This is a genomic window from Neorhizobium sp. PAMB6630, assembly GCF_058242775.1.
In genome coordinates, this window is sequence record NZ_CM177836.1 from 2,981,257 (window position 1) to 3,001,240 (window position 19,984).

The 19,984-nt window shown below is 61.3% G+C and carries 14 protein-coding genes; 7 read left to right on the plus strand and 7 right to left on the minus strand.

Translation table 11 applies throughout. The annotated features are described in order from the left end of the window. Positions 1-186: 186 nt before the first annotated feature. The 3 genes from AC4CWF_RS14345 to AC4CWF_RS14355 form a co-directional block, all read right to left on the minus strand. A complete protein-coding gene (locus AC4CWF_RS14345; RefSeq protein ID WP_491282319.1) occupies positions 187-672 on the minus strand; it encodes a BA14K family protein in 486 nt (161 codons plus the stop codon). Positions 673-844: 172 nt separating this feature from the next. Next, positions 845-1,927: an FAD-binding oxidoreductase gene (locus AC4CWF_RS14350; protein WP_491282320.1), complete on the minus strand. Its 1,083-nt coding sequence runs from the start codon at positions 1,925-1,927 to the stop codon at positions 845-847. Between the two features lie 128 nt (positions 1,928-2,055). Beyond that, entirely contained in the window at positions 2,056-3,300 is a 1,245-nt protein-coding gene (locus tag AC4CWF_RS14355; protein WP_491282321.1) for an aromatic ring-hydroxylating oxygenase subunit alpha, read from the minus strand. A gap of 481 nt (positions 3,301-3,781) precedes the next feature. Between AC4CWF_RS14355 and AC4CWF_RS14360 the strand changes: the two genes are divergently transcribed. The 3 genes from AC4CWF_RS14360 to AC4CWF_RS14370 all read left to right on the plus strand — a co-directional run bounded on the left by AC4CWF_RS14360 (position 3,782) and on the right by AC4CWF_RS14370 (position 7,370). Continuing rightward, on the plus strand, positions 3,782-4,393 hold the full coding sequence (locus AC4CWF_RS14360) for a DUF6656 family protein (RefSeq protein WP_491282322.1): 612 nt from the start codon (positions 3,782-3,784) through the stop codon (positions 4,391-4,393). A 45-nt stretch (positions 4,394-4,438) separates the two neighbouring features. Beyond that, positions 4,439-5,419 carry an L-threonylcarbamoyladenylate synthase gene (locus AC4CWF_RS14365; RefSeq protein WP_491282323.1) on the plus strand — a complete coding sequence of 327 codons (981 nt, stop codon included), beginning with the start codon at positions 4,439-4,441 and terminating at the stop codon, positions 5,417-5,419. Positions 5,420-5,936: 517 nt separating this feature from the next. Then, positions 5,937-7,370: an FAD-binding oxidoreductase gene (locus AC4CWF_RS14370; RefSeq protein WP_491282324.1), complete on the plus strand. Its 1,434-nt coding sequence runs from the start codon at positions 5,937-5,939 to the stop codon at positions 7,368-7,370. A 28-nt stretch (positions 7,371-7,398) separates the two neighbouring features. Here AC4CWF_RS14370 and AC4CWF_RS14375 read toward each other — a convergent pair whose 3' ends face one another. Further along, positions 7,399-9,702, minus strand: coding sequence for a DUF1217 domain-containing protein (locus AC4CWF_RS14375; RefSeq protein ID WP_491282325.1), 2,304 nt, complete (start codon positions 9,700-9,702; stop codon positions 7,399-7,401). Between the two features lie 340 nt (positions 9,703-10,042). Between AC4CWF_RS14375 and AC4CWF_RS14380 the strand changes: the two genes are divergently transcribed. After that, on the plus strand, positions 10,043-10,609 hold the full coding sequence (locus tag AC4CWF_RS14380; protein WP_491282326.1) for a DUF6101 family protein: 567 nt from the start codon (positions 10,043-10,045) through the stop codon (positions 10,607-10,609). A gap of 99 nt (positions 10,610-10,708) precedes the next feature. Here the strand turns inward: AC4CWF_RS14380 and ubiA are convergent, their stop codons facing one another. The 3 genes from ubiA to AC4CWF_RS14395 form a co-directional block, all read right to left on the minus strand. Further along, positions 10,709-11,671 carry a 4-hydroxybenzoate octaprenyltransferase gene (gene ubiA, locus AC4CWF_RS14385; protein ID WP_491282327.1) on the minus strand — a complete coding sequence of 321 codons (963 nt, stop codon included), beginning with the start codon at positions 11,669-11,671 and terminating at the stop codon, positions 10,709-10,711. Between the two features lie 365 nt (positions 11,672-12,036). Then, positions 12,037-13,293, minus strand: a complete 1,257-nt coding sequence (locus AC4CWF_RS14390) for a cyclopropane fatty acid synthase (protein WP_491282329.1) — start codon at positions 13,291-13,293, stop codon at positions 12,037-12,039. 188 nt (positions 13,294-13,481) lie between these two features. Next, the gene (locus tag AC4CWF_RS14395; RefSeq protein WP_491282331.1) at positions 13,482-15,797 is read right to left on the minus strand and encodes a Tex family protein; all 2,316 of its coding nucleotides are present in this window, start codon (positions 15,795-15,797) and stop codon (positions 13,482-13,484) included. Positions 15,798-15,990: 193 nt separating this feature from the next. Here AC4CWF_RS14395 and purD point away from each other — a divergent pair, with 193 nt between their 5' ends. From purD to AC4CWF_RS14410, 3 genes are all read left to right on the plus strand, one after another. Next, entirely contained in the window at positions 15,991-17,259 is a 1,269-nt protein-coding gene (gene purD / locus AC4CWF_RS14400; RefSeq protein ID WP_491282332.1) for a phosphoribosylamine--glycine ligase, read from the plus strand. A 98-nt stretch (positions 17,260-17,357) separates the two neighbouring features. Beyond that, on the plus strand, positions 17,358-17,837 hold the full coding sequence (locus AC4CWF_RS14405) for a plant virulence effector HPE1-like domain-containing protein (protein WP_491282333.1): 480 nt from the start codon (positions 17,358-17,360) through the stop codon (positions 17,835-17,837). A gap of 238 nt (positions 17,838-18,075) precedes the next feature. After that, positions 18,076-19,917, plus strand: coding sequence for a methyl-accepting chemotaxis protein (locus tag AC4CWF_RS14410; RefSeq protein WP_491282334.1), 1,842 nt, complete (start codon positions 18,076-18,078; stop codon positions 19,915-19,917). Positions 19,918-19,984: the final 67 nt, after the last annotated feature.

Sequence of the window (19,984 nt, forward strand, 5' to 3'; positions counted from 1 at the left end):
TATGAGCAAACCCTAGCTTTGCCTACCTGAACCGGCGATTAACGCTAAGCGGGCGCCGCAATGCCGGCTTCACAACTTCGTTTTCAGAACCGCACAGGCTGCCCGAACCCGAAAAATCCGGCCCCCGCACAGTGCGGAGGCCGGAGCATGTCGATGAGGGTGGTATCCTTAGAAAGACCGCGGGTCTTAGTAAGGGGAGTTGCAGCTCAGGCGCTCGCCGCGGCTGTTTGCGACAAACGTGTTGTCGGAGGCGCGGTAGGTCTTGTAGCGGTTCTGGCACCAGGAATAATGGCTCGGCGAATACCGGCCGGGGCTGACGCGCTGCGGCTGGGCGGCAGCACCACCGATGATGGAGCCTGCCGCAAAGGCTGCGAGCGGGAACCAGAAACCGTTGTGATAACGATAGCCGGCGCGGCGCTCACGATAACCGCGGTGACCGTTATAATAGCCGTCGCGATGCGGCGGGCGGCGATAATCGCGGCGGGAATTGTAATGGCGGCGGTCGTTGAAGTGACGGCGGTCATCACGGCGCCACTGCACATCCGTGGCCTGTGTCTGCACCTGCGAACGCTCGACCGGAACGATCGGCATGGCCTGAACGGGTGCAAGGCCGGTAAACGTCACCGCAAGCGTGGTCGCAAGCACTGCCAGTTTCTTCTTGATGTTGCCCATGGGGGTATTTCCTCTGTCCTAGTAAGACAGTCAGAACGCCTCAAGTCCCCGACAGGTTCCTGCATTGGTTGAGCAGGTGCTGCCGGACCGGGGTGATCCCGACCAGCAACGACGCTTTTATGAGAGATCACCCAGCCTCAAGGCATCCGATGAGCTGGCGCTTCAAGAGACTTCAGATCTCGATCTCGACATCGCCCTTGGGACGCGAGCAGCAGGCGAGGATATAGCCTTCCTCGATTTCCTCGTCGAGAATGCCGCCATTGTGGTTCATGTCCACTTCGCCGGACAAAAGCATGACGCGACAGGTGCCGCAGAGACCGGATTCGCAGGCCGCCCCGATGCGAACGCCATTGGCCCGCGCTGTCATCAGGATGGTTTCGCCCGGTTTGCATGCTGCCTGCTTGCCGGCAATCGCAAAGGAGACCATGGCGGGCACGTCGCCTTCGGCCAGCGCCACCGCTTCCACTTCGACGGTTGGCACCGCCGGCTGGAAACTTTCCTGGTGGTAGCGGCTCATGTCGAAGCCCGCCCCTTCCAGCGCCGAGCGCACGGCGGCCATGAACGGCTCCGGTCCACAGCAGAAGATGGTGCGATCGAGAAAGTCCGGCGACAGAAGCGAAATCTTGGCGCGGTCGACAAAACCGCGCAGGCCGTGCCAGGGTTCCGCCTTGCCGCAATGTTCCACCACGAAGCCGAGATTGAGCTTCGGCATCAGCCGCGACAGGTTTTCCAGCTCGTAACGGAAGATGATCTCCGACGGCGAGCGGGCGCAGTTGATGAAGACGATATCCGAAAGCGGCGCCCGGTCGGCCATGTCGCGCGTCATCGACATCATCGGCGTGATGCCGGAGCCGGCCGAGATGAACAGATATTTTTCGCCCGGATGTTTCACATAGGAAAAATCGCCGAGCGGGCCGTAAGCGCGCATCTTCATGCCGGGCTTCAGGTGCTCGAACATCCAGCGCGTGCCGATACTGTCCTTCTGCGCCTTGACCGTGACGGCCAGCGCATAAGGCCGCGACGGGCTGGATGACAGCGTATAGGTGCGCATGACCGGCTCCGGCCCGACCGGAATTTCGAGCGTCACGAACTGGCCCGGCAGATAGCGGAACCACACGGACCGTTCCGCCTTGAAGGTGAAGGTCATGACATCAGGCGCCTCCAGTGTAACGGAGGTGCATTCGAGAAGATGCAGCCGGTCGCTCCATGGCACCATCTGGTCGAAATGCTGGTAGGTCGTCACGGCCATGTTCATCTCACGTCATTCCGTCTGCGGGCAGGTTGTTCGGTTATCTCGTCGCTCACAGTCTGTTCAAGAATTCTCTTCGGCGCGGCGCAGAAATCGCCATGTCAGCCCGCCGGAGAGAATGATGGGACAGACTGTCAGGCAACGGCCGAAAGCTTTGCCTTGTCGCCCTGCAGGCGGTTCAGCATGAAGGTCGTGTACCAGTCGACGAACTGCATCACGCCGCCCTCGTGATCCGGCGAATAGGGGCCGGGCTCATAGGCGGGCGAGCGGATGCCGAAGGCGTTTTCTTCCACGATGGAGCGGTCCTGGTCGTTCGTCATGTTCCACACATGTGTCAGTTCTTCCAGGTCGTAATCCACACCTTCCACCGCATCCTTGTGAACGAGCCACTTGGTGGTGACGGCGGTTTCTTCCGCCGACAGCGGCAGCACGCGGAAGGAAATCGCGTGGTCGCCCAGCATGTGGTTCCAGGTGGTGGGGTAATGGAAAAGCAGCATCGTGCCGATATGGCTGATCGGCACGTCGTCCGACAGCGGACGCTTGACCGCCCGCTTGCCGGACATGGTGTAGCTTTCGGCTTCTTCGACGAGCGGCATGCGCGCGACGCGGAACTGGCCGCTCTCGTGCATGGAAAATGTGCTCGGAAGGCCTGCCGCCTCACAGCGCTGCCAGTGTTCGGAGATGAACGGATCGTCGCCCGCGCCCTGAACGCCGGTGGCCGTCGGGGCTTCCGGATAGGTGCGGCAAAGCTCCGGATGGTTGCTGGCGCAGTGGTAGCACTCGCGGTTGTTTTCCCAGACGAGCTTCCAGTTGCCCTTTTCGATGATCGTGTTCTGGTAGGCGACCTTGGCCTCCGACAGCCGGTGCGGCGCCATATAGGGCTCGACCATCTGGCGCACCGGGGCAAAATCCGGCGCTTCCTCGGCCAGACAGATGAAGATGTAACCGGCCACCGTTTCGCAGTGGACCTGCTTCATGCCGAACTGCGCCTTGTCGAAATCCTCGCCCATCTGGCGGGCAAAGACCAGTGAGCCATCCAGATCATAGGTCCACTGGTGATAGGGACAGACGAGCTTTGCCGCGGCACCGCGTTCCTGCGTGCAGACGCGGTGGCCGCGATGGCGACAGGTGTTGTGGAAGGCGCGGATCAGCTTGTCGCGGCCGCGCACCACGACTACGGGATAATCACCCACCTGCAGCGTGACGTAATTGCCGGCGCGCGGGATTTCGCAATCATGACCGATGAACAGCCAGTCGCGATACCAGATGGTTTCGAGATCCAGCTTGTAATAATCCTGATCGATGTAGAACGGCTGCTCCAGGCTGAAGCCCGGGCGGTGGTTCTTCAACTGCCGCAGCATGGTGTCGCGAATATCCATCTTCCGTTCCTTCGATGGCGGGGATGCGAGCCAGGCATGGGAGGGTGCCTCAAAGGGCCGGGCCTTGTCCATCCCCGTCGCCCACCGCGATGGGTCAACCTGTCACTCGGGCCTTTTTTGCGGCAGCGCCGGCGGCTTTTAGCCCTGGCCGGCACCCCGGTTGTCTTCGCCTCTCGGCGGCGAAACCTCGAATGATCAAGATATAACCGAGCCCTCCCCGGCTGAGCGGATGCAATGCGACATGTCATCCCGCATTGACGACAAAACGCGACATCCATCGCGCAGGGCAACAGGCACCTCCGGCCCCTGCATTTCTGCCGCCAAAGCGGGGTTTAGCGGCCCCGTGGCAGGCCAGCGCCTGCAACGCTCTTGCGGGAGAGAGCACGGCGCAAATGGAACAGTGGCCTCGGTGTTCCAGCGCAAGCCACCGTTAAGGATGTTGCCCTAAACTTCAGCCCGAGACGACAGGGAGTGATTGAACGTGGACGCCAAGGCGAAGCTCAGATATTTCGATGCCCGCGCCGAAAGGCCGCCGGCACCGCCGGCAAAAGCAGCGACACATTCGGAATTCCTGCGCACCGGACGCATCTCGCGCGACCGGCGCGACTGGCTGCCCGAGGAACGCCGCTACCTCACCTATGAGGAAGTGGGGGCGCGCACCGAACTCAAGCTTGCCTCCGCCGGCGAAAAGACCCATGCGCGGATCAATGCCGTTCACCGCGCCATCCAGTTTCCAAAGCTGCTGTTCAGCCGTTCGCTGACGGACACGCCGCATCTTGGCTATTGCCATGTCACGGCAGCCCGCACCTTCTTCAGCCCCAGACGCCCGGTCAGCTGGTCCTTCTATATCTGCAATTTCTTAGCCGAAATCGGTGATGAGGAAGAATTCTTCGGCCATATCCGCACCGATTACGCCCGCATGTATTTTGCCGTTGCCATCGAGCGGCAGGAGACGGGCGAAACGCGCATCAACCGCACCGTGCGCGGCAACGGCATCCTGTTTCGCACCAGTGATCCGGCGGAGGCGCTGAAGAACGTGCTGATGCTCGGCGCGCCCGAACCTTCATTGCGTGAGGTCATCGCCAGGCTCTGAAAGGATTTGCCTCATGGTCGCATTTGGCGTTATGGAAGCGCCATCATGGCAGCACGCATCATCGACATTGCGACAGACCGCGACGCGGCGGTGACGGAAGCCTGCCGGGTGCTGGGGCAAGGCTTTCCCGTCGCCATTCCCACAGAAACCGTCTACGGCCTTGCCGCCGACGCCACCAATCCCTCAGCCGTCACCCGCATCTACGAGACGAAAGGCCGGCCGCGCTTCAATCCGCTGATCTGCCACATGTCCGATCTTGCCATGGCCGTGCGTTACGCCATGTTCGACCCGATCTCGAGACAGCTGGCCGATGCCTTCTGGCCGGGTCCGCTGACGCTGGTTCTGCCGCTGAAGTCCGATTGCGGCATCCACGCGCTCACAACCGCCGGCCTCGACAGCGTCGGCATCCGCGTGCCCAAGGGATTTTCCGCAGATCTGATCGCCGCCTTCGGCAAGCCGCTGGCCGCCCCAAGCGCCAACACATCCGGCAAGGTCAGCCCGACATCGGCGCGCCATGTGGCCGACGATCTCGGCGAAAAGCTTGAACTCATCCTTGATGGCGGCAGTGCAGCCGTCGGTGTGGAATCCACCATTCTGCGCGTCGAGGGCGAACGCATCCGGCTGCTGCGCCCCGGCGGTCTCGCTGTCGAAGACATCGAGCGACTGACCGGCCGTACGGTCGAACGCCAGGACGGCCCCGCCCCTGCCATCGAGGCGCCCGGTATGATGGCCTCGCATTATGCGCCGGGCGCTGCCGTGCGGCTCAATGCCTCATCGGCAGAACCGGGCGAGGCGTTGATCCGTTTTCATGGGCTGCCCATATCCGGATCAACGGCCGCAACCGCGATTTTCGACCTGAGCCCCAAGGGCGATCTCGCGGAAGCTGCCGCCAACCTGTTCGATTACCTGAAGCGGGCCGATGCGACGGGCGCGACATGCATTGCCATTGCCCCGATCCCCGATCATGGACTTGGCGAGGCGATCAACGACCGGCTGTTTCGCGCCGCAGCGCCGCGCGAGGGATAGGGGATTGGAGGATGGGACGCATGGCAAATTTCGGAGCCAGAGGCCCCCTCATCCGCCTGCCGGCACCTTCTCCCCGAGGGGAGAAGGGAGATGACGCTGATGCCTCGCCTTTGTCCAGTCCGATGAGAGATTGCCGCTTCGCAGTACAGCACCGCGCGAGGGAGAAGGATCGGGGGATGGGACGCATGGCAAATGCTGGAGCCAGAGGCCCCCTCATCCGCCTGCCGGCACCTTCTCCCCGAGGGGAGAAGGGAGACCGCCGCAAACTCATCGGTTCACCTCTGCCCAGGCAGATGGGCGGTTGCGGAAGCCCTGGCCGTGTCCCTCTTGGCAAGCGCCCCCTCACCCCGCCTGCGCTTTGCTCGGCGGACCTCTCCCCGAGGGGAGAGGGGAAACGCAGACCTTGCGGCAACATCCCTTCTCCCCTCGGGGAGAAGGTGCCGGCAGGCGGATGAGGGGGCGGCTTCATCCGCCCAACACCGTATAAACCACGCCGCACACCCCAAGGAGACACCCCATGGACGCCCATAAAAACCCCAGCAGCGACCTTCTCTCCCGTTTCACTTCCATTGTCGGCGCGGCGAATGTGGTGACGGATGCGGCCGACATGGCACCGCATCTCGTGGAAAACCGCGGGCTCTACAAGGGCGCCTCGCCGATGTTACTGAAGCCGGGCTCCACGGAGGAGGTCTCGGCAATCCTGAAACTTGCCTCGGAGACCGGCACCGCCATCGTGCCGCAGACCGGCAATACCGGCCTTGTCGGCGGCCAGACGCCGAGCGCCGATGGCAGCCAAATCCTCCTGTCACTGGAGCGGATGAACAAGATCCGGGATGTCGATCCGCTTGCCAATGTGATGGTGGTCGAGGGCGGCTGCATACTGGCAGACGTGCAGAAGGCGGCGGAAAATGTCGGGCGGCTGTTTCCGCTGTCGCTCGGCTCGGAAGGGTCTTGCCGCATCGGCGGCAACCTGTCGACAAATGCCGGCGGAACCGCAGTGCTCGCCTATGGCAATATGCGCCAGCTTTGCCTCGGGCTGGAAGTGGTGCTGCCGACCGGCGAGATCTGGGATGGATTGCGGCGCCTCAAAAAGGACAATACCGGCTACGACCTGCGCGACCTCTTCATCGGCGCCGAAGGCACGCTCGGCGTCATCACCGGTGCGGTGCTGAAACTATTCCCGCAGCCGGCCGGCCATCAGGTCGCTTTTGTCGGGCTCGCCTCGCCGGAAATGGCGCTGCATCTCTTCGAAAAGGCGTCCAACCTTTGCGGCACGGCGCTCACCGGCTTCGAGCTGATGCCGCGCATCGGCGTCGATTTCACCACCCGCCACATTGCGGGCGTGCGCGATCCGCTGGCGACTGCGCATGACTGGTATGTGCTGATCGACATCTCCACCAATGAATCCGCCGAGACAGCGCAGGTGATGGTGGAAACGTTGCTGGAACAGGGGCTGGAAGCCGGGCTTATCGCGGATGCGGTGATTGCCACTTCCGTTGCCCAGCAGAAGGCGCTCTGGCACATGCGCGAAAGCATGTCGGATGCGCAAAAGCCGGAAGGTGGCTCGATCAAGCACGATGTGTCCGTGCCGGTCTCGAAAATTCCGGCCTTTATGGCAGAGGCGGAAAAGGGCGTGCTGGCGGCGATGCCGGGTGCGCGCATCTGCGCCTTCGGGCATCTCGGCGACGGCAATATCCATTATAACATTTCCCAGCCGGTGGGTGCCGACAAGGCCGAATTCCTTGGCCGCTGGCGCGAGATGAACGCCATCGTGCATGGCATCGTGCTGAAAGCAGGCGGATCGATTTCGGCCGAACACGGCATCGGCCAGCTGAAGCGGGACGAACTGGCAAAAATCCGCTCCGAAATCGAGATCGACCTGATGCGCCGCATCAAGCGCGCCTTCGATCCCGCCGGCATCATGAACCCCGGCAAGGTTGTCAGCGTCTGACGCAACCTTGCGGGGCTGTCGCCGGCCGTCAGCGGTTCTGCGACAGCGAATAAAGAAGATCGGCGCTGATGCCGCCATCCGAGCCGCTGCCGGTGAGGATGGACAGCGCCGAGGAACTGGAATCGGAATTCTGCACGTCGTACATGACGGTGAATTTCTCCACCATCTTCGCCACTTTTTCCGGATCCTTGAGATCTTCGAGGTTCATGTATTTTTTGACGAGCGCTGCCTGCTTGTCGACGTCGAGATTGCTGAAACTGTCGGGCAGCTGGTAGCTGACGCGAAAGAATTCCAGCAGTGCGGTATCGCCGAGAATATCGTAGGCGCTGGTGATGGAATGCGACATGCGCTCGAAATAGAGCGCCAGGCGCACGCCCGCATTGCTCTCGCCCTCGCCCTCTTCAAGGCTCTGGCGGGTATATTTATTCTGCGTTTCCAGCACCTTGCCGGTGCTCTGGGCGCCGGCCATGCGGTCGTCGGTCAGCTTGCCGCTGGCGTCGAAATTGAAGGTGCCGAGAATTTCGGCCCAGACGGTATCGGCCTGTTTGTTGACGAAGCTGTTGGCATCGTTGAGATCAGAGGAAAAGACCTGTTTCAGGAAATCCTTGCTGACCGATTTCGGATCGACGTCATAGGCCGTGAGAAGGACATTCACCAGACGGTCGTCGTTGATAAACTCCGATGCGGTCTGGATGGACAGCATCTTGGTCGAATAATACTTGACCTCGGTGGACGCCGCTTCCTTGGCGGCCGTCTTTTTGTCCTCATCGAGGAAACGCGTCATCTGCACGGTATAGTCGGAGGCGACAGACGTGATGGTGCCCTGCGACTGCGCCGTCAGCGGCACGGTCACGTCGCCCTTGGCGTTGAAGTTGAAGGCTTTGGCAAGCGTCAGGTAGCGATCGTCCTTCAGCGTGTAGATATAGCTCTTGGGGTCGTCGAGATTGCTCATCAGCGCCTGGCGCACGGTAAACTTCGAGACCTTGTCGGGATCGAGGCCGACCGCCTTCAGGGCGAAATTGTAGACGTCACCGGTATCCATGAACTCGGCAACGCTGTCGATTTCCGAGATTGCCGCCTTGTAGAGGCTGGTCGCCTTTTCGTCTGCTGTGTCCTGCGCGTCGTTATAGGTGCTGTAATAGCGGTTGACCGTGGCGGCCTGCTGGGTGGCGGTCTGGGCAGCGCCGGCCGTTACCGTTCCATCGGTTGCAAAGCCAAAATCCTTCGCCAGCTCCAGATAGGCCGGATTGCTCGTACCGAAGCGGTTGGCGTAGCTGTTGGGATCGTTGAGGTCGCTGGTCAGGATCTGCTCGATGGTCGAACTGACCACGGTGATCCCGGAGAGCCCATAGGACGTCTTGATGAAGTTGTAGAGCCGGCGGTCTGCGATAATGTCGGAGACATTGTCGACCGAAGCCATCTTTTCCTTGAAGTAGTCGGACTCGTTCAGCGCCGTGGCGCTGGAAAGGCGCGTCTGCTTGCTGAGATAGAGATCGTTGATGGTTTCCTTCTGCGCGGCCGTCTGCGCGCCGCCTGAGGGCACACTGCCATCGGCATTAAAGCTGAAGGCATCGGCCATGTCGTAATAGGACTGGATCGAGGTGAGCTTGGCGTCGTAACCATCGATCTCCGTCTGGATGATCGCCTTGTCGGCCGTCGTGGTGGCCGCGGCAAGCCGCGTCTGCGCATCCGCCACCTGCGCGTTCAGCGTATCGCGCTGCGGCCCAAGCGTCTGGTTGATCGTGCTTGAACTGTCGCTGGTATCGCTCGACAGCACACCCTTCAAAAACGTGCGCGAATAATAGGTGTCCGACACGCCATAGGAGGTGAAGAGATAACTCCGCAGGCGATCATTGTTGAGGAGATCATCGACGGAGCCGATCTCGCCCATCATCGCGTTGAAATAATTCGTCTCGGTGGTCACGGCATTACCCTGGCTCACCATGGTGGACGTATAAAGGCCGACCATCGCATCGACCTGCGTTGCCGACTGCGCCGTCTTTTCTTCAGAGGAGAAATTGAAGGCGGTGGCGAAATCGCGGTAGCGGTCGTCGGTCAGCTTGTTGGCAAAGCTGTCTTCGTCGGAGAGATCGCTTTCCAGCACCTTGCGCATGAAGGCCTTGGCATAGGTCATGTCCTCAAGACCGAAGGCCTTCATCGCGTAGGAATACAGCCGGTAGTCGTCGAGCAGGTCGTCGACCGAGGTAACCTTTGCGATGTTGTCCTTGTAATAAGCGGCCTCGCGCGAGACGTCCGACTGCTTTGCGACACGCTTCAGGCTGGCCTGGAGGTCGCGGTTCACAAGGTCATAACTCAGGTAGGTCGATACCATTTCGGTGGCCCTTATCTCCCGTTGACGGTTCAGGACAGTGCGCCGGATGATACGTCAACGAAACTTAAAGAATTGCTCTTTGCCCTTTGCACGCTGGGCTTGCCCGGACCTGACCTCCTGCCAAAAGATGTTTTAGACCCACACAAAACGGCGGAAATTCACGTTCAGGAAACCCTGCCGGATTCACTTTTGCTAACCATCAGGGGAGGCAAAGATTTCTTAACCGCAATTTTTAAGTGGTTCTGGAAAGGCCCCGCCTATGTTGGCCCCATCAGAGGACAAAAGTCCCGACAAGAGATCCGGCAGCGGCTCTCGGGTAAAACAAGGGTAGCAATTGACGATGACAAATACGGTTCTGAAGCCCTCATGGGCAGGTGCAACACTTCGGCTCGATCCGTCGCGTTTTCCCCAGCAGATCACGTACAGGCTGCATGATGCCGCCGGCGATGTCACCATTACCATCGACGAACGCGGCGCAGTCCTGCGCAAGATCCTTCCCGGCAGCGGGCTTCCGCTGTCGTTTGCTCTTCCGGCCCGCGCCTTCAAGGGTGTCGCGGCCCGGGCCATCGACCACGGCAATGGCGAAGTGACCGTCACGCTGGAACTGCACCACGACGACGTGGACCTCTGCATTCCGCTGCTCGTGGCCCATGATCTCTGCGACATCGCTGCAGACTGGCGCAGCTGGTCGGAAGCCTTCCGCATTCCCATGCTGATGGTGGAAGCCGACGGCATTGCCCGGCCGCTGGAAAACCATCTCGGCGAAGTGCGCATGCAGGATACCAAGCCGCGCCGCCGCCACTCCTATTTCGCCGCCCGCCGCCCGCGTTTCCTCGTGCGCCGATCCACCGGCAGCCTGGGTGTCGCGATGCGCATCGAAGGCAAGGAGATCATCGCCCGGCGCTGATCGACCGGCCACCGCCTGGCCACTCTTGGAACTATAGACCTCCCGCAAAAGAGCCCGGCACCCCTGCCCGGGCTCTTTCGTTTGAACGATACGGAAAACTTAACCGCCGTGGCTGACCAACGATACGACAAGGCTTAGGAAAATGACCCCGCCGACGCGGCCGTTGAACTTGAAGAGCCGCATGCAGTGATCGGGATTGTCGATATCGAGGATCAGGATCTGCCAGGCAAACATCAGGGCGGCGATAAAAAGCCCGATATAACCGAGAACACTGACATCTGCCGCCATGAAGGCAAACAGCAGGAACACCAGCGCCAGACCGTAAATGCCGGAGAGCCACGCCTTGGTGTTTTCGGCAAACAGGCGCGCGGTGGAACGAACGCCAACCAGCGCATCGTCCTCCTTGTCCTGATGGGCATAGATGGTGTCATAACCGACAGTCCAGGCGATGGCGGCGAGATAAAGCCAGATCGGCGCCCAGGAGAGGCTTGCAAAAACGCCCGCCCAGCCCATCAGCGCACCCCAGGAAAACGCAAGACCGAGAAAGAACTGCGGCCAGTCGGTAAAACGCTTGGCAAACGGATAGATCACCACCACCAGCAGCGAGGCAAAGCCCAGAAGAATGGTGAAGGTGTTGAACTGCAGGAGCACGATGAGCCCGACCAGCGCCTGCAGCAGAATAAAAATCTTCGCCTGAAGCCGCGTGGCGCGCCCCGAGGGCAGCGGACGCGAGCGCGTGCGCGCCACTTCGCTATCGATTTTGTGGTCGACCAGATCGTTATAGGTGCAGCCGGCGCCGCGCATGGCAATCGAGCCGACGAAGAACAGAAAGAGATGCGCAAGCTTCAGCTCCAGCGAAAACCCGCCATCCGGTGCCGCATCGGCATTGGCGGCCAGCGCTGCCGACCAGAAACACGGCCACATCAATAACTGCCAGCCGATCGGCCTGTCCCATCGGGCAAGCTGCGCATAAGGCCAAAGCGCGCGCGGCAGGAACCGGTAGACCCAGTTATCGGAGGGGGCATCGGCCACGCGGCCGGAACTATCGTGTGTCGTGCTCATGGCTCAAACTTCTAAAAGCTTTACCGCCAAAAGCAATCGGGAGGATTGTCACGGGAGGGGTGGTTGTGGACGGGTCAGTCTGCGTGTGCATCGGCGGTTTACCCATTGGCCGCCGGAATATGACGCCTACTCCCCTCTAGCCTGCCGAGTATCGCTCCCACGGGCTTGGATACCCGCCTATGAGACAAGTCCCCTCCCAAACCCTCCCCACGAGGGGGAGGGCTTAACCCGGCCGCACCGCCTGGTGCAGGAACCGGGCGCTTACTGCGCAGTATCTCCCCCCTTGTGGGGGAGATGCCCGGCAGGGCAGAGAGGGCCTTAGTTAAAATACGATAACCCTCCCCCTCTACCCGGCCGGCTTGATATCAAAAAATCACCGGCTCCAGCGGTGCCCGTCCCGCCTCGAACCTCTTTAGCGCCTCCTCCCGCCGCGCGATATAATCGCGGTCGTGCGGCACGGCATCGCGGGCCTTCTTCAGCTGGATTTGGAAGATGAAGAAGTTTTCGTGGGTAAACGCCATTTCGGAGCCGGCGAGATAAAACTCCCACATGCGGTAAAACCGCTCGTCGTAGAGCGCCACGGCTTCTGACTTGCGCGCCAGAAAACGCATCCGCCAGTGGCGCAGCGTGTGGGCGTAATGCATTGGCAGGATTTCGATGTCGGAGACCAGAAGGCCGGACCGCTCGATCTGCGGCAGCACTTCGCGGAGCGCCGGGATGTAACCACCGGGAAAGATGTATCTTTCGATGAAGGGATTGGTGACATAGGCGACATTCGGCTGGCCGATGGAATGCAGCAACATCACGCCATCATCTGCCAGCACCTCATGCGCTTTGCGGAAATAATTGGCATAGTTTGTCCGCCCGACATGCTCAAACATGCCGACGGAAACGATACGGTCGAATTTCTGCGGCGGCTTCAGGGTGCGGTAATCCTGCAGCTCGAAACGGACGCGAGCCGAGAGACCACGCTTTTGAGCCCGCTCGCGCGAGATCTTCAATTGCTCGCGACTGAGCGTGATACCGGTAACATCGACGCCTGAAGATTCGGCCAGATACATCGCCATTCCGCCCCAGCCGGAGCCGATCTCGAGCACCCGCTGTCCGGGTTCAACGAGAAGCTTTGCCGCGATATGGCGCTTTTTCGCCAGCTGTGCCGCATCGAGCGAAAGGTCCGGCGGATTGAAATAGGCGCAGGAATATTGCCAGTCCTCATCGAGAAACAGCGAAAACAGCCGCTCGTCGAGATCGTAATGATGGGCGACATTGCGCTGGTTATGGTTGATCGGCACGCGGTTGCGAAACAGCGACACGCCCATGCGAAAGAGGCCGCGCCAGATCATGCCAAATGTCAGGCCTTCGCTGAGCGTATTGTCCTTCACCAGCGCGAGGAATTCGTAGATGTCGCCCTCCTCGACGATCATCCGTCCCTCCATGTAAAGTTCGCCGAGCTTTAATGCAGGATCGGCCGCGAGTTCCTCCTCGGCCTTGTCATCGGTGAAACGCAGCGTGACCCTTCGCCCGCCACCGCTGCCAAATTGCTGTTCTCCGGCCGGACCTCGTACGACAAGCGTTCCGACCTTGATGATTTTTGCAAGCAGAAGACGCAAGGACGAGGCCATGGACACCTCCAGATACTAAGGATGCCTTACTATTCTGAAAAAGAACCTAGTACGGATTTTTCCGCTGGCAAGCGCAATTTTTTGAACGCGACCTCGCACGCGTTCACCCCGCCAAACAGGGTTTGGCGGGGTGAGTTTATAGAGGCTTAAAAGCAGGGGCTTGAAAGGAGAGACCGGGTGACCGCAGCTCAGCGTTTCTTCATGGCTTCGGCAAGGGCAGCGCCCAGTCCGCCGAGTTGTGAGGTTTCCGCCTTCGCCGGCTTGGCGTTGGCGTGGCGCATGGGGTTACCCTGACCGCGCGGCTCGCGCATCGAAGGGGCTTCCGCCTCGCCGCCATCTTTTCGCATGGTGAGCGCGATGCGTTTGCGCTTCACGTCCACCTCCACCACGCGCACCTTCACCACATCACCGGCTTTCACCACTTCATGCGGATCCTTCACGAAACGGTCGGCAAGCTGCGAGACGTGGACGAGCCCGTCCTGATGCACGCCGATATCGACGAAAGCGCCGAAGGCAGCGACATTGGTGACGGTCCCCTCCAGCGTCATGCCGGGTTTCAGGTCGGTGATCTCGTCGATCCCGTCCGCAAAGGTCGCGGTCTTGAAGCTCGGGCGCGGGTCGCGGCCGGGTTTTTCCAGCTCGGCCAAAATATCCTTCACCGTCGGCAGACCAAAGGTGTCGTCGATGAACTGGCGCGGATCGAGCTGCTTCAGGGCCGCACTGTCGCCCATCAGCGAGCGCAGATCACGCCCGCAGGCGGCGACGATCTTTTTCGCCACGCCATAGGCTTCCGGGTGGACGGCGGAGGCATCGAGCGGTTCCTTGCCATCGGGAATACGCAAGAAGCCGGCGCATTGCTCGAACGTGCGCGCCCCGAGACGCGCCACCTTCAACAGTTCCTTGCGGCTGGCAAACGGCCCATTCTGGTCGCGGTGCGAGACGATGGCATCGGCAATGCCGCGGGACAGACCGGCGACACGCGCCAGAAGCGGCGAAGACGCGGTGTTCAAATCGACGCCGACGGCATTCACCGCATCTTCCACCACGGCATCGAGCGAGCGTGACAGCTTTTGCTGGTCGACATCGTGCTGATACTGGCCGACGCCGATGGATTTCGGCTCGATCTTCACAAGCTCCGCCAGCGGATCCTGCAGGCGACGGGCAATCGAGACGGCACCGCGCAGGGAGACGTCGAGATTCGGAAACTCCTGAGCGGCCAGTTCCGAGGCCGAATAGACCGACGCGCCGGCCTCCGACACGATGACCTTGGTCGGCTTCTTGGCGGTCGCCGGAAGCTGCGTCAGCATGTCCGCCACCAGCTTTTCCGTCTCGCGGCTGCCGGTGCCATTGCCGATGGAGATCAAATCGACATTGTGCTTGCGGATAAGGCTTGCCAGTTCCGCTTGCGTGCCGCGAATATCGTTTCTCGGCGGGAACGGATAGACGGTCGAGGTTTCCAGCACCTTGCCGGTGCCATCGACCACGGCCACCTTGACGCCGGTGCGGATGCCCGGATCAAGCCCCATCGTGGCGCGCGAGCCGGCGGGGGCTGCCAGCAGCAGGTCCTTGAGGTTGCGGGCAAAAACGCGGATCGCCTCTTCTTCCGAACGCTCGCGCAACTCGCGCATCAGGTCGAGCGACAGCGACATGGAAAGCTTCACCCGCCACGTCCAGCCGGCGGCATCCATCAGCCAGCGGTCGGCCGGACCCTTTTCGCCGATGCCGAAGGCGAAGGCGATCTTGCGCTGCACGGGCTTGACCGGCGACGGATCGTCCTGGTCCACCTCGATGGTGAGCGTCAGAAACTCCTCGTTCCAGCCGCGCAGCATGGCCAGCGCCCGGTGGCCGGGCGTGCCGGACCAGCGTTCGGAATGATCGAAATAATCGGAAAATTTGGCGCCGGCCTCCTGCTTGCCATCGACCACCTTGGCGCGCAGCAGCGCATTGTCGCGCAGATACTGGCGCAGCGTCTTCAACAGGTCGGCGTTTTCGGTGATGGTTTCGGCAACGATATCACGCGCGCCTTCGAGCGCCACCTTCACATCCGCAACGTCAGCCGTCACATAAGCGGCTGCCAGCTGCTGCGGATCGGCCGCACGGTTGGCCCAGATCGCATCGGCCAGCGGTTGAAGCCCCCGTTCGCGGGCGATTTCCGCCTTGGTGCGGCGCTTCGGCTTGAACGGCAGATACAGGTCTTCCAGCTCGGCCTTGGTCGTGGCGCGGGCAATTTTTAGCGATAGCTCGTCGGTCATCTTGCCTTGGGAACCGATCGAATCGACGATGGTCGAGCGGCGCGCTTCCAGCTCTCGCAGGTAAACGAGACGTTCGGCGAGATTGCGCAGCTGCGTGTCATCCAGCCCGCCCGTCACTTCCTTGCGGTAACGCGCGATGAACGGCACCGTCGATCCCTCGTCCAGAAGCCCGATGGCGGCAACGGCCTGATCGGGCCGTGCGTTGATTTCCTGGGCAATGGTTGCGGCGATGGATCTGATGTCGGCGGCCATGGGCATCTTCTCTTTGTTGTTCGGGCGCGACCATAACGACAGATCGTGGCAAGGCAACGCCGGCGGGGGCGATTCCACAGGATCTGGCTTCGCAACCGGATGAAGCCATGTGTGGGCGGCCAAAAGCCTTGACCTTTCCCCCCGCTCGCCTTAACCGCGCAGGCTTACTCTTTGACCTTTTAAGGGGGCGATAGTGAAGGTTCTTCTGATCGGATCCGGTGGCCGCGAGCATGCGCTGGCCTGGAAACTGGCGCAATCGCCCCTTTTGACAAAACTTTATGCCGCCCCCGGCAATCCCGGCATGGCCGAGGAAGCCGAGCTGGTGGCGCTTGCCGTCGAAGACCACGCTGCCGTCATCGCCTTCTGCCGTGACAAGGTTATCGACTTCATCGTTGTCGGCCCGGAAGCGCCTTTGGTGGCAGGCCTGGCCGATGATCTGCGCGACGCCGGTTTTGCCGTGTTTGGTCCCTCGAAAGCTGCCGCCCAGCTGGAGGGGTCCAAGGGTTTCACCAAGGATATCTGCGCCCGTTACAATATTCCGACCGGCGCCTATCAGCGCTTTACCGCGGCAGAACCGGCAAAGGCCTATATCCGGGAACAGGGTGCGCCCATCGTGGTAAAGGCCGATGGCCTTGCCGCCGGCAAGGGCGTGACCGTTGCCATGACGCTGGATGAGGCACTTTTCGCCGTCGACGACTGCTTTGCCGGCGCCTTTGGCGCAGCCGGTGCCGAAGTGGTGGTGGAAGCCTATCTGGATGGCGAAGAGGCAAGTTTCTTCTGCCTGTCCGATGGCAAGACGGCACTGGCGCTGGCCACCGCGCAGGACCACAAGCGCGTGGGTGATGGCGACACCGGACCGAACACCGGCGGCATGGGCGCCTATTCGCCGGCCCCTGTGATGACGCCTGAGATGGTGGAACGCACCATGAAAGACATCATCCAGCCGACGATATCAGGGATGGCCGACAGCGGCATGCCGTTTACCGGCGTGTTTTTCGCCGGCCTGATGATTACCGCAAAAGGCCCCGAACTCATCGAATACAACGTACGCTTCGGCGATCCGGAAACGCAGGTGCTGATGATGCGGCTGAAAAGCGATCTCCTGCCGATCCTTTATGCGGCATCAACCGGCACGCTGGATCAGGTGAGCGCCGAATGGCATGACGAGGCAGCCCTGACCGTGGTCATGGCATCGAAGGGTTATCCCGGCGCTTATGACAAAGCCACGCCGATTGCAGCACTTCCGCACGACACGGATGGCGCAAAGGTGTTTCATGCGGGCACGGCGCTGCAGGATGGCAAGCTTGTCGCAACCGGCGGGCGCGTGCTCAACCTCACAGGCCTTGGCAGCACGGTCGCGGATGCGCAATCGCGGGCCTATGCGCTGGTGGATGCCGTGGAATGGGACAACGGCTTTTGCCGCCGCGATATCGGCTGGCGTGCCATCGGCCGGGACGCCTGAGCCCGCGCCGCCGGAGTTTACGACGTGTTAACCGCGTCCCCTGACCGGTTGGAAAGGAAACGGCGCTAGCCTTCCGCGAGCGATCGAGGAAATGCGCCATGCCAAGCCCTGCCCTGCTGCTGTTGATGACCTTTGCCGCAACCCCTGCGGCGGCAGCCTCCCTTGAGGCGATTTCGACAGTGCCTGCCGCGCAATCGACAAGCATCGTCACGCTTGGCTGCCTGTCCTGCAAAACAGCTGAAAAGCCTCACCTTGCGGTCACAACGCCCTCAGACCTTGCCTCCGGCCAGCAGATCCTGACGCTGCAGGAACGGCATGGAAAGCCGGCTTTGCTGCGCACCGAAGCGTGGATGGGTGGCTCCCCTGTCACCTTTGTCAGCCTCAACCCGGTGTGGATCGACCGCGAGGAACAGGCGATCGTACTGCGCGCCATGCCTTCCGGTCGCACCGATCCGGCAGCGCCCGCCGATCCCCTGGATACCGGCACGACGGCTGCCGTGCCGCCGCAACCGGCCGCCCGGACCGCACCTCCCTCACCGCCGGACTTTTCCGGCGTGGCGCTGCGCCCCTCCCTCTGACTGAAGTATTTTTCTTCCGGATAAAACAGAGGGTCTATCAGGTTCGAGCGATTTCCTTAGCGAAACAGCAAGGCTCTGCCAAATGACGGAGGATTAGAGTTTTATTTATAGTTAAATACTAAAACGAGAGATGGGGCACGGTATAGTGCCCGTCAAGCGCAGGAGCGCGATAACGAAACAAGTTGTCGCCCTTCCTGTTCATGGACCTTCGGCGACAACCCCAATGGCGGTGGTAGCAATGAAGAACATGAAAATATCCACTCAGCTGTTCCTGCTGGTGGGCGCCATGATGGTGGTATTTGCAGCCATCACCTTCTTTCAGATCCGGTCCTCGACAACTGCCGTCTACCGTGAGCGCTACGAGATGCTGCGCACGCAGGTGGAAACGGCGATTTCCGTGATGAGCGATTTCAACGATCGCGTCAAAGCCGGCGAATTTACCAAGGAAGAGGCGCAGAAGCGCGCCTACGCGCTCATCAACAAGATGCAGTTCCAGCCGGACGGATATTTCTTCGGTTATGACTATGACGTCGTCCTGGTGTTCCACCCCTCCTCGCCCAGCGTCGGCAAGAGCAACAAGGGCAAGGGCGACCCAACCGGCAATATGTATCGCGACGATCTCGTCAAGCTCGGTCGCGCCGGCGGCGGTTACGTCGAATTCATCGGCCCGAAGCCCGGCAAGGACCCGAACGACTACAGTTACCCGAAGGCCGCCTATGGCAAGGTGTTCGAGCCCTGGCAGATCGTTGTCGTCACCGGCCTTTACACCGACGACCTGAAGGCGGAAGTGCGCAACAACATCATCAAGACCGTGGGCGGTTCGGCTGCCCTGTTCCTGATGGCCATTGCCGGCGCCTTCTTCGTCATCCGCGGCATCACCGGCCCGCTCAACGCCATTCACGATGCGCTGGGGGCGGTTGCCGACGAAAATACCTCAAAGACCATTCCGCACACAGACATGAGCAATGAAGTGGGCATGATGGCCAAGGCCACCCTTTCGCTTCAGCAGAAGATCCGCGAGCGCCATGCACTGGCCGAGCGCCAGAAGGCGCAGGAGCAGGAACTGGATGCCGAGCGCCAGCGCAATATCGCCTCGCAGCGCGTCGATGCCGAGCAGCAGGCGCATGTGGTGGCAACGATCGGCAAGGCGCTCGAACAGCTCGCCGATGGCGACCTCACCATCCGCTGCGACGACATCGGCCCCAAATACGAAGGCCTGCGCCAGAACTTCAACGAGGCGCTGTCACGCCTCGAGCAGGCCATGTCCCGCGTCAACCTCAAGGGCAACGATATCGGCGTCTCCAAGGAAGAGATCCGCCGCGCCTCCAGCGAGCTTGCCCAGCGCACCGAACGCCAGGCGGCAAATCTTGAGGAAACATCTGCAGCGCTCGACGAACTGACCGTTGCCGTGCGCCAGACGGCAGACGGTGCCCGGGAAGCGGCCCAGCGTGTCAAAACGATCAGCACCGAAGCGCGCCAGAGCGACAGCATCGTGGAACAGGCCATCGGCGCCATGAGCGGCATCGAGCAATCCTCGTCCGAGATCACCAAGATCATCGGCGTGATCGACGAGATTGCCTTCCAGACCAACCTGCTTGCGCTGAATGCCGGTGTGGAAGCGGCCCGTGCGGGCGAAAGCGGCAAGGGTTTTGCCGTCGTTGCGCAGGAAGTGCGCGAGCTTGCCCAGCGCTCGGCGGCCGCCGCCAAGGAGATCAAGGCACAGATTTCCCGCTCGTCTGGCCAGGTGGAACAGGGCGTGCAGCTTGTTGCCCAGGCGGGCGAGGCTCTGAAGCGCATTTCCAACCAGATCGAGGGCGCCAACGACATCGTCGGCAAAATCTCGCACAGCGCCCAGGAGCAGGATACGACACTGCGTTCCATCTCGGCAGCGCTGAACCAGCTGGACAGCGCCACCCAGCAGAACGCCGCCATGGCCGAGGAAACGACGGCTTCCGCCGAAGTTCTCGCCAATGACACCGGCGACCTTCTGGACCTCATCCGCAGCTTCCGCACCGGTGACGTGCGTGATGCCGCCGGCAACCTCCAGGGCATGGGCCAGAAGATGCGCCGCGCCAGCTGATCTTCACGCTTTGTCTTGACGCAATTCCGGACGTTGGAATTGCTTCTCACACACAGACAGCGCCGGC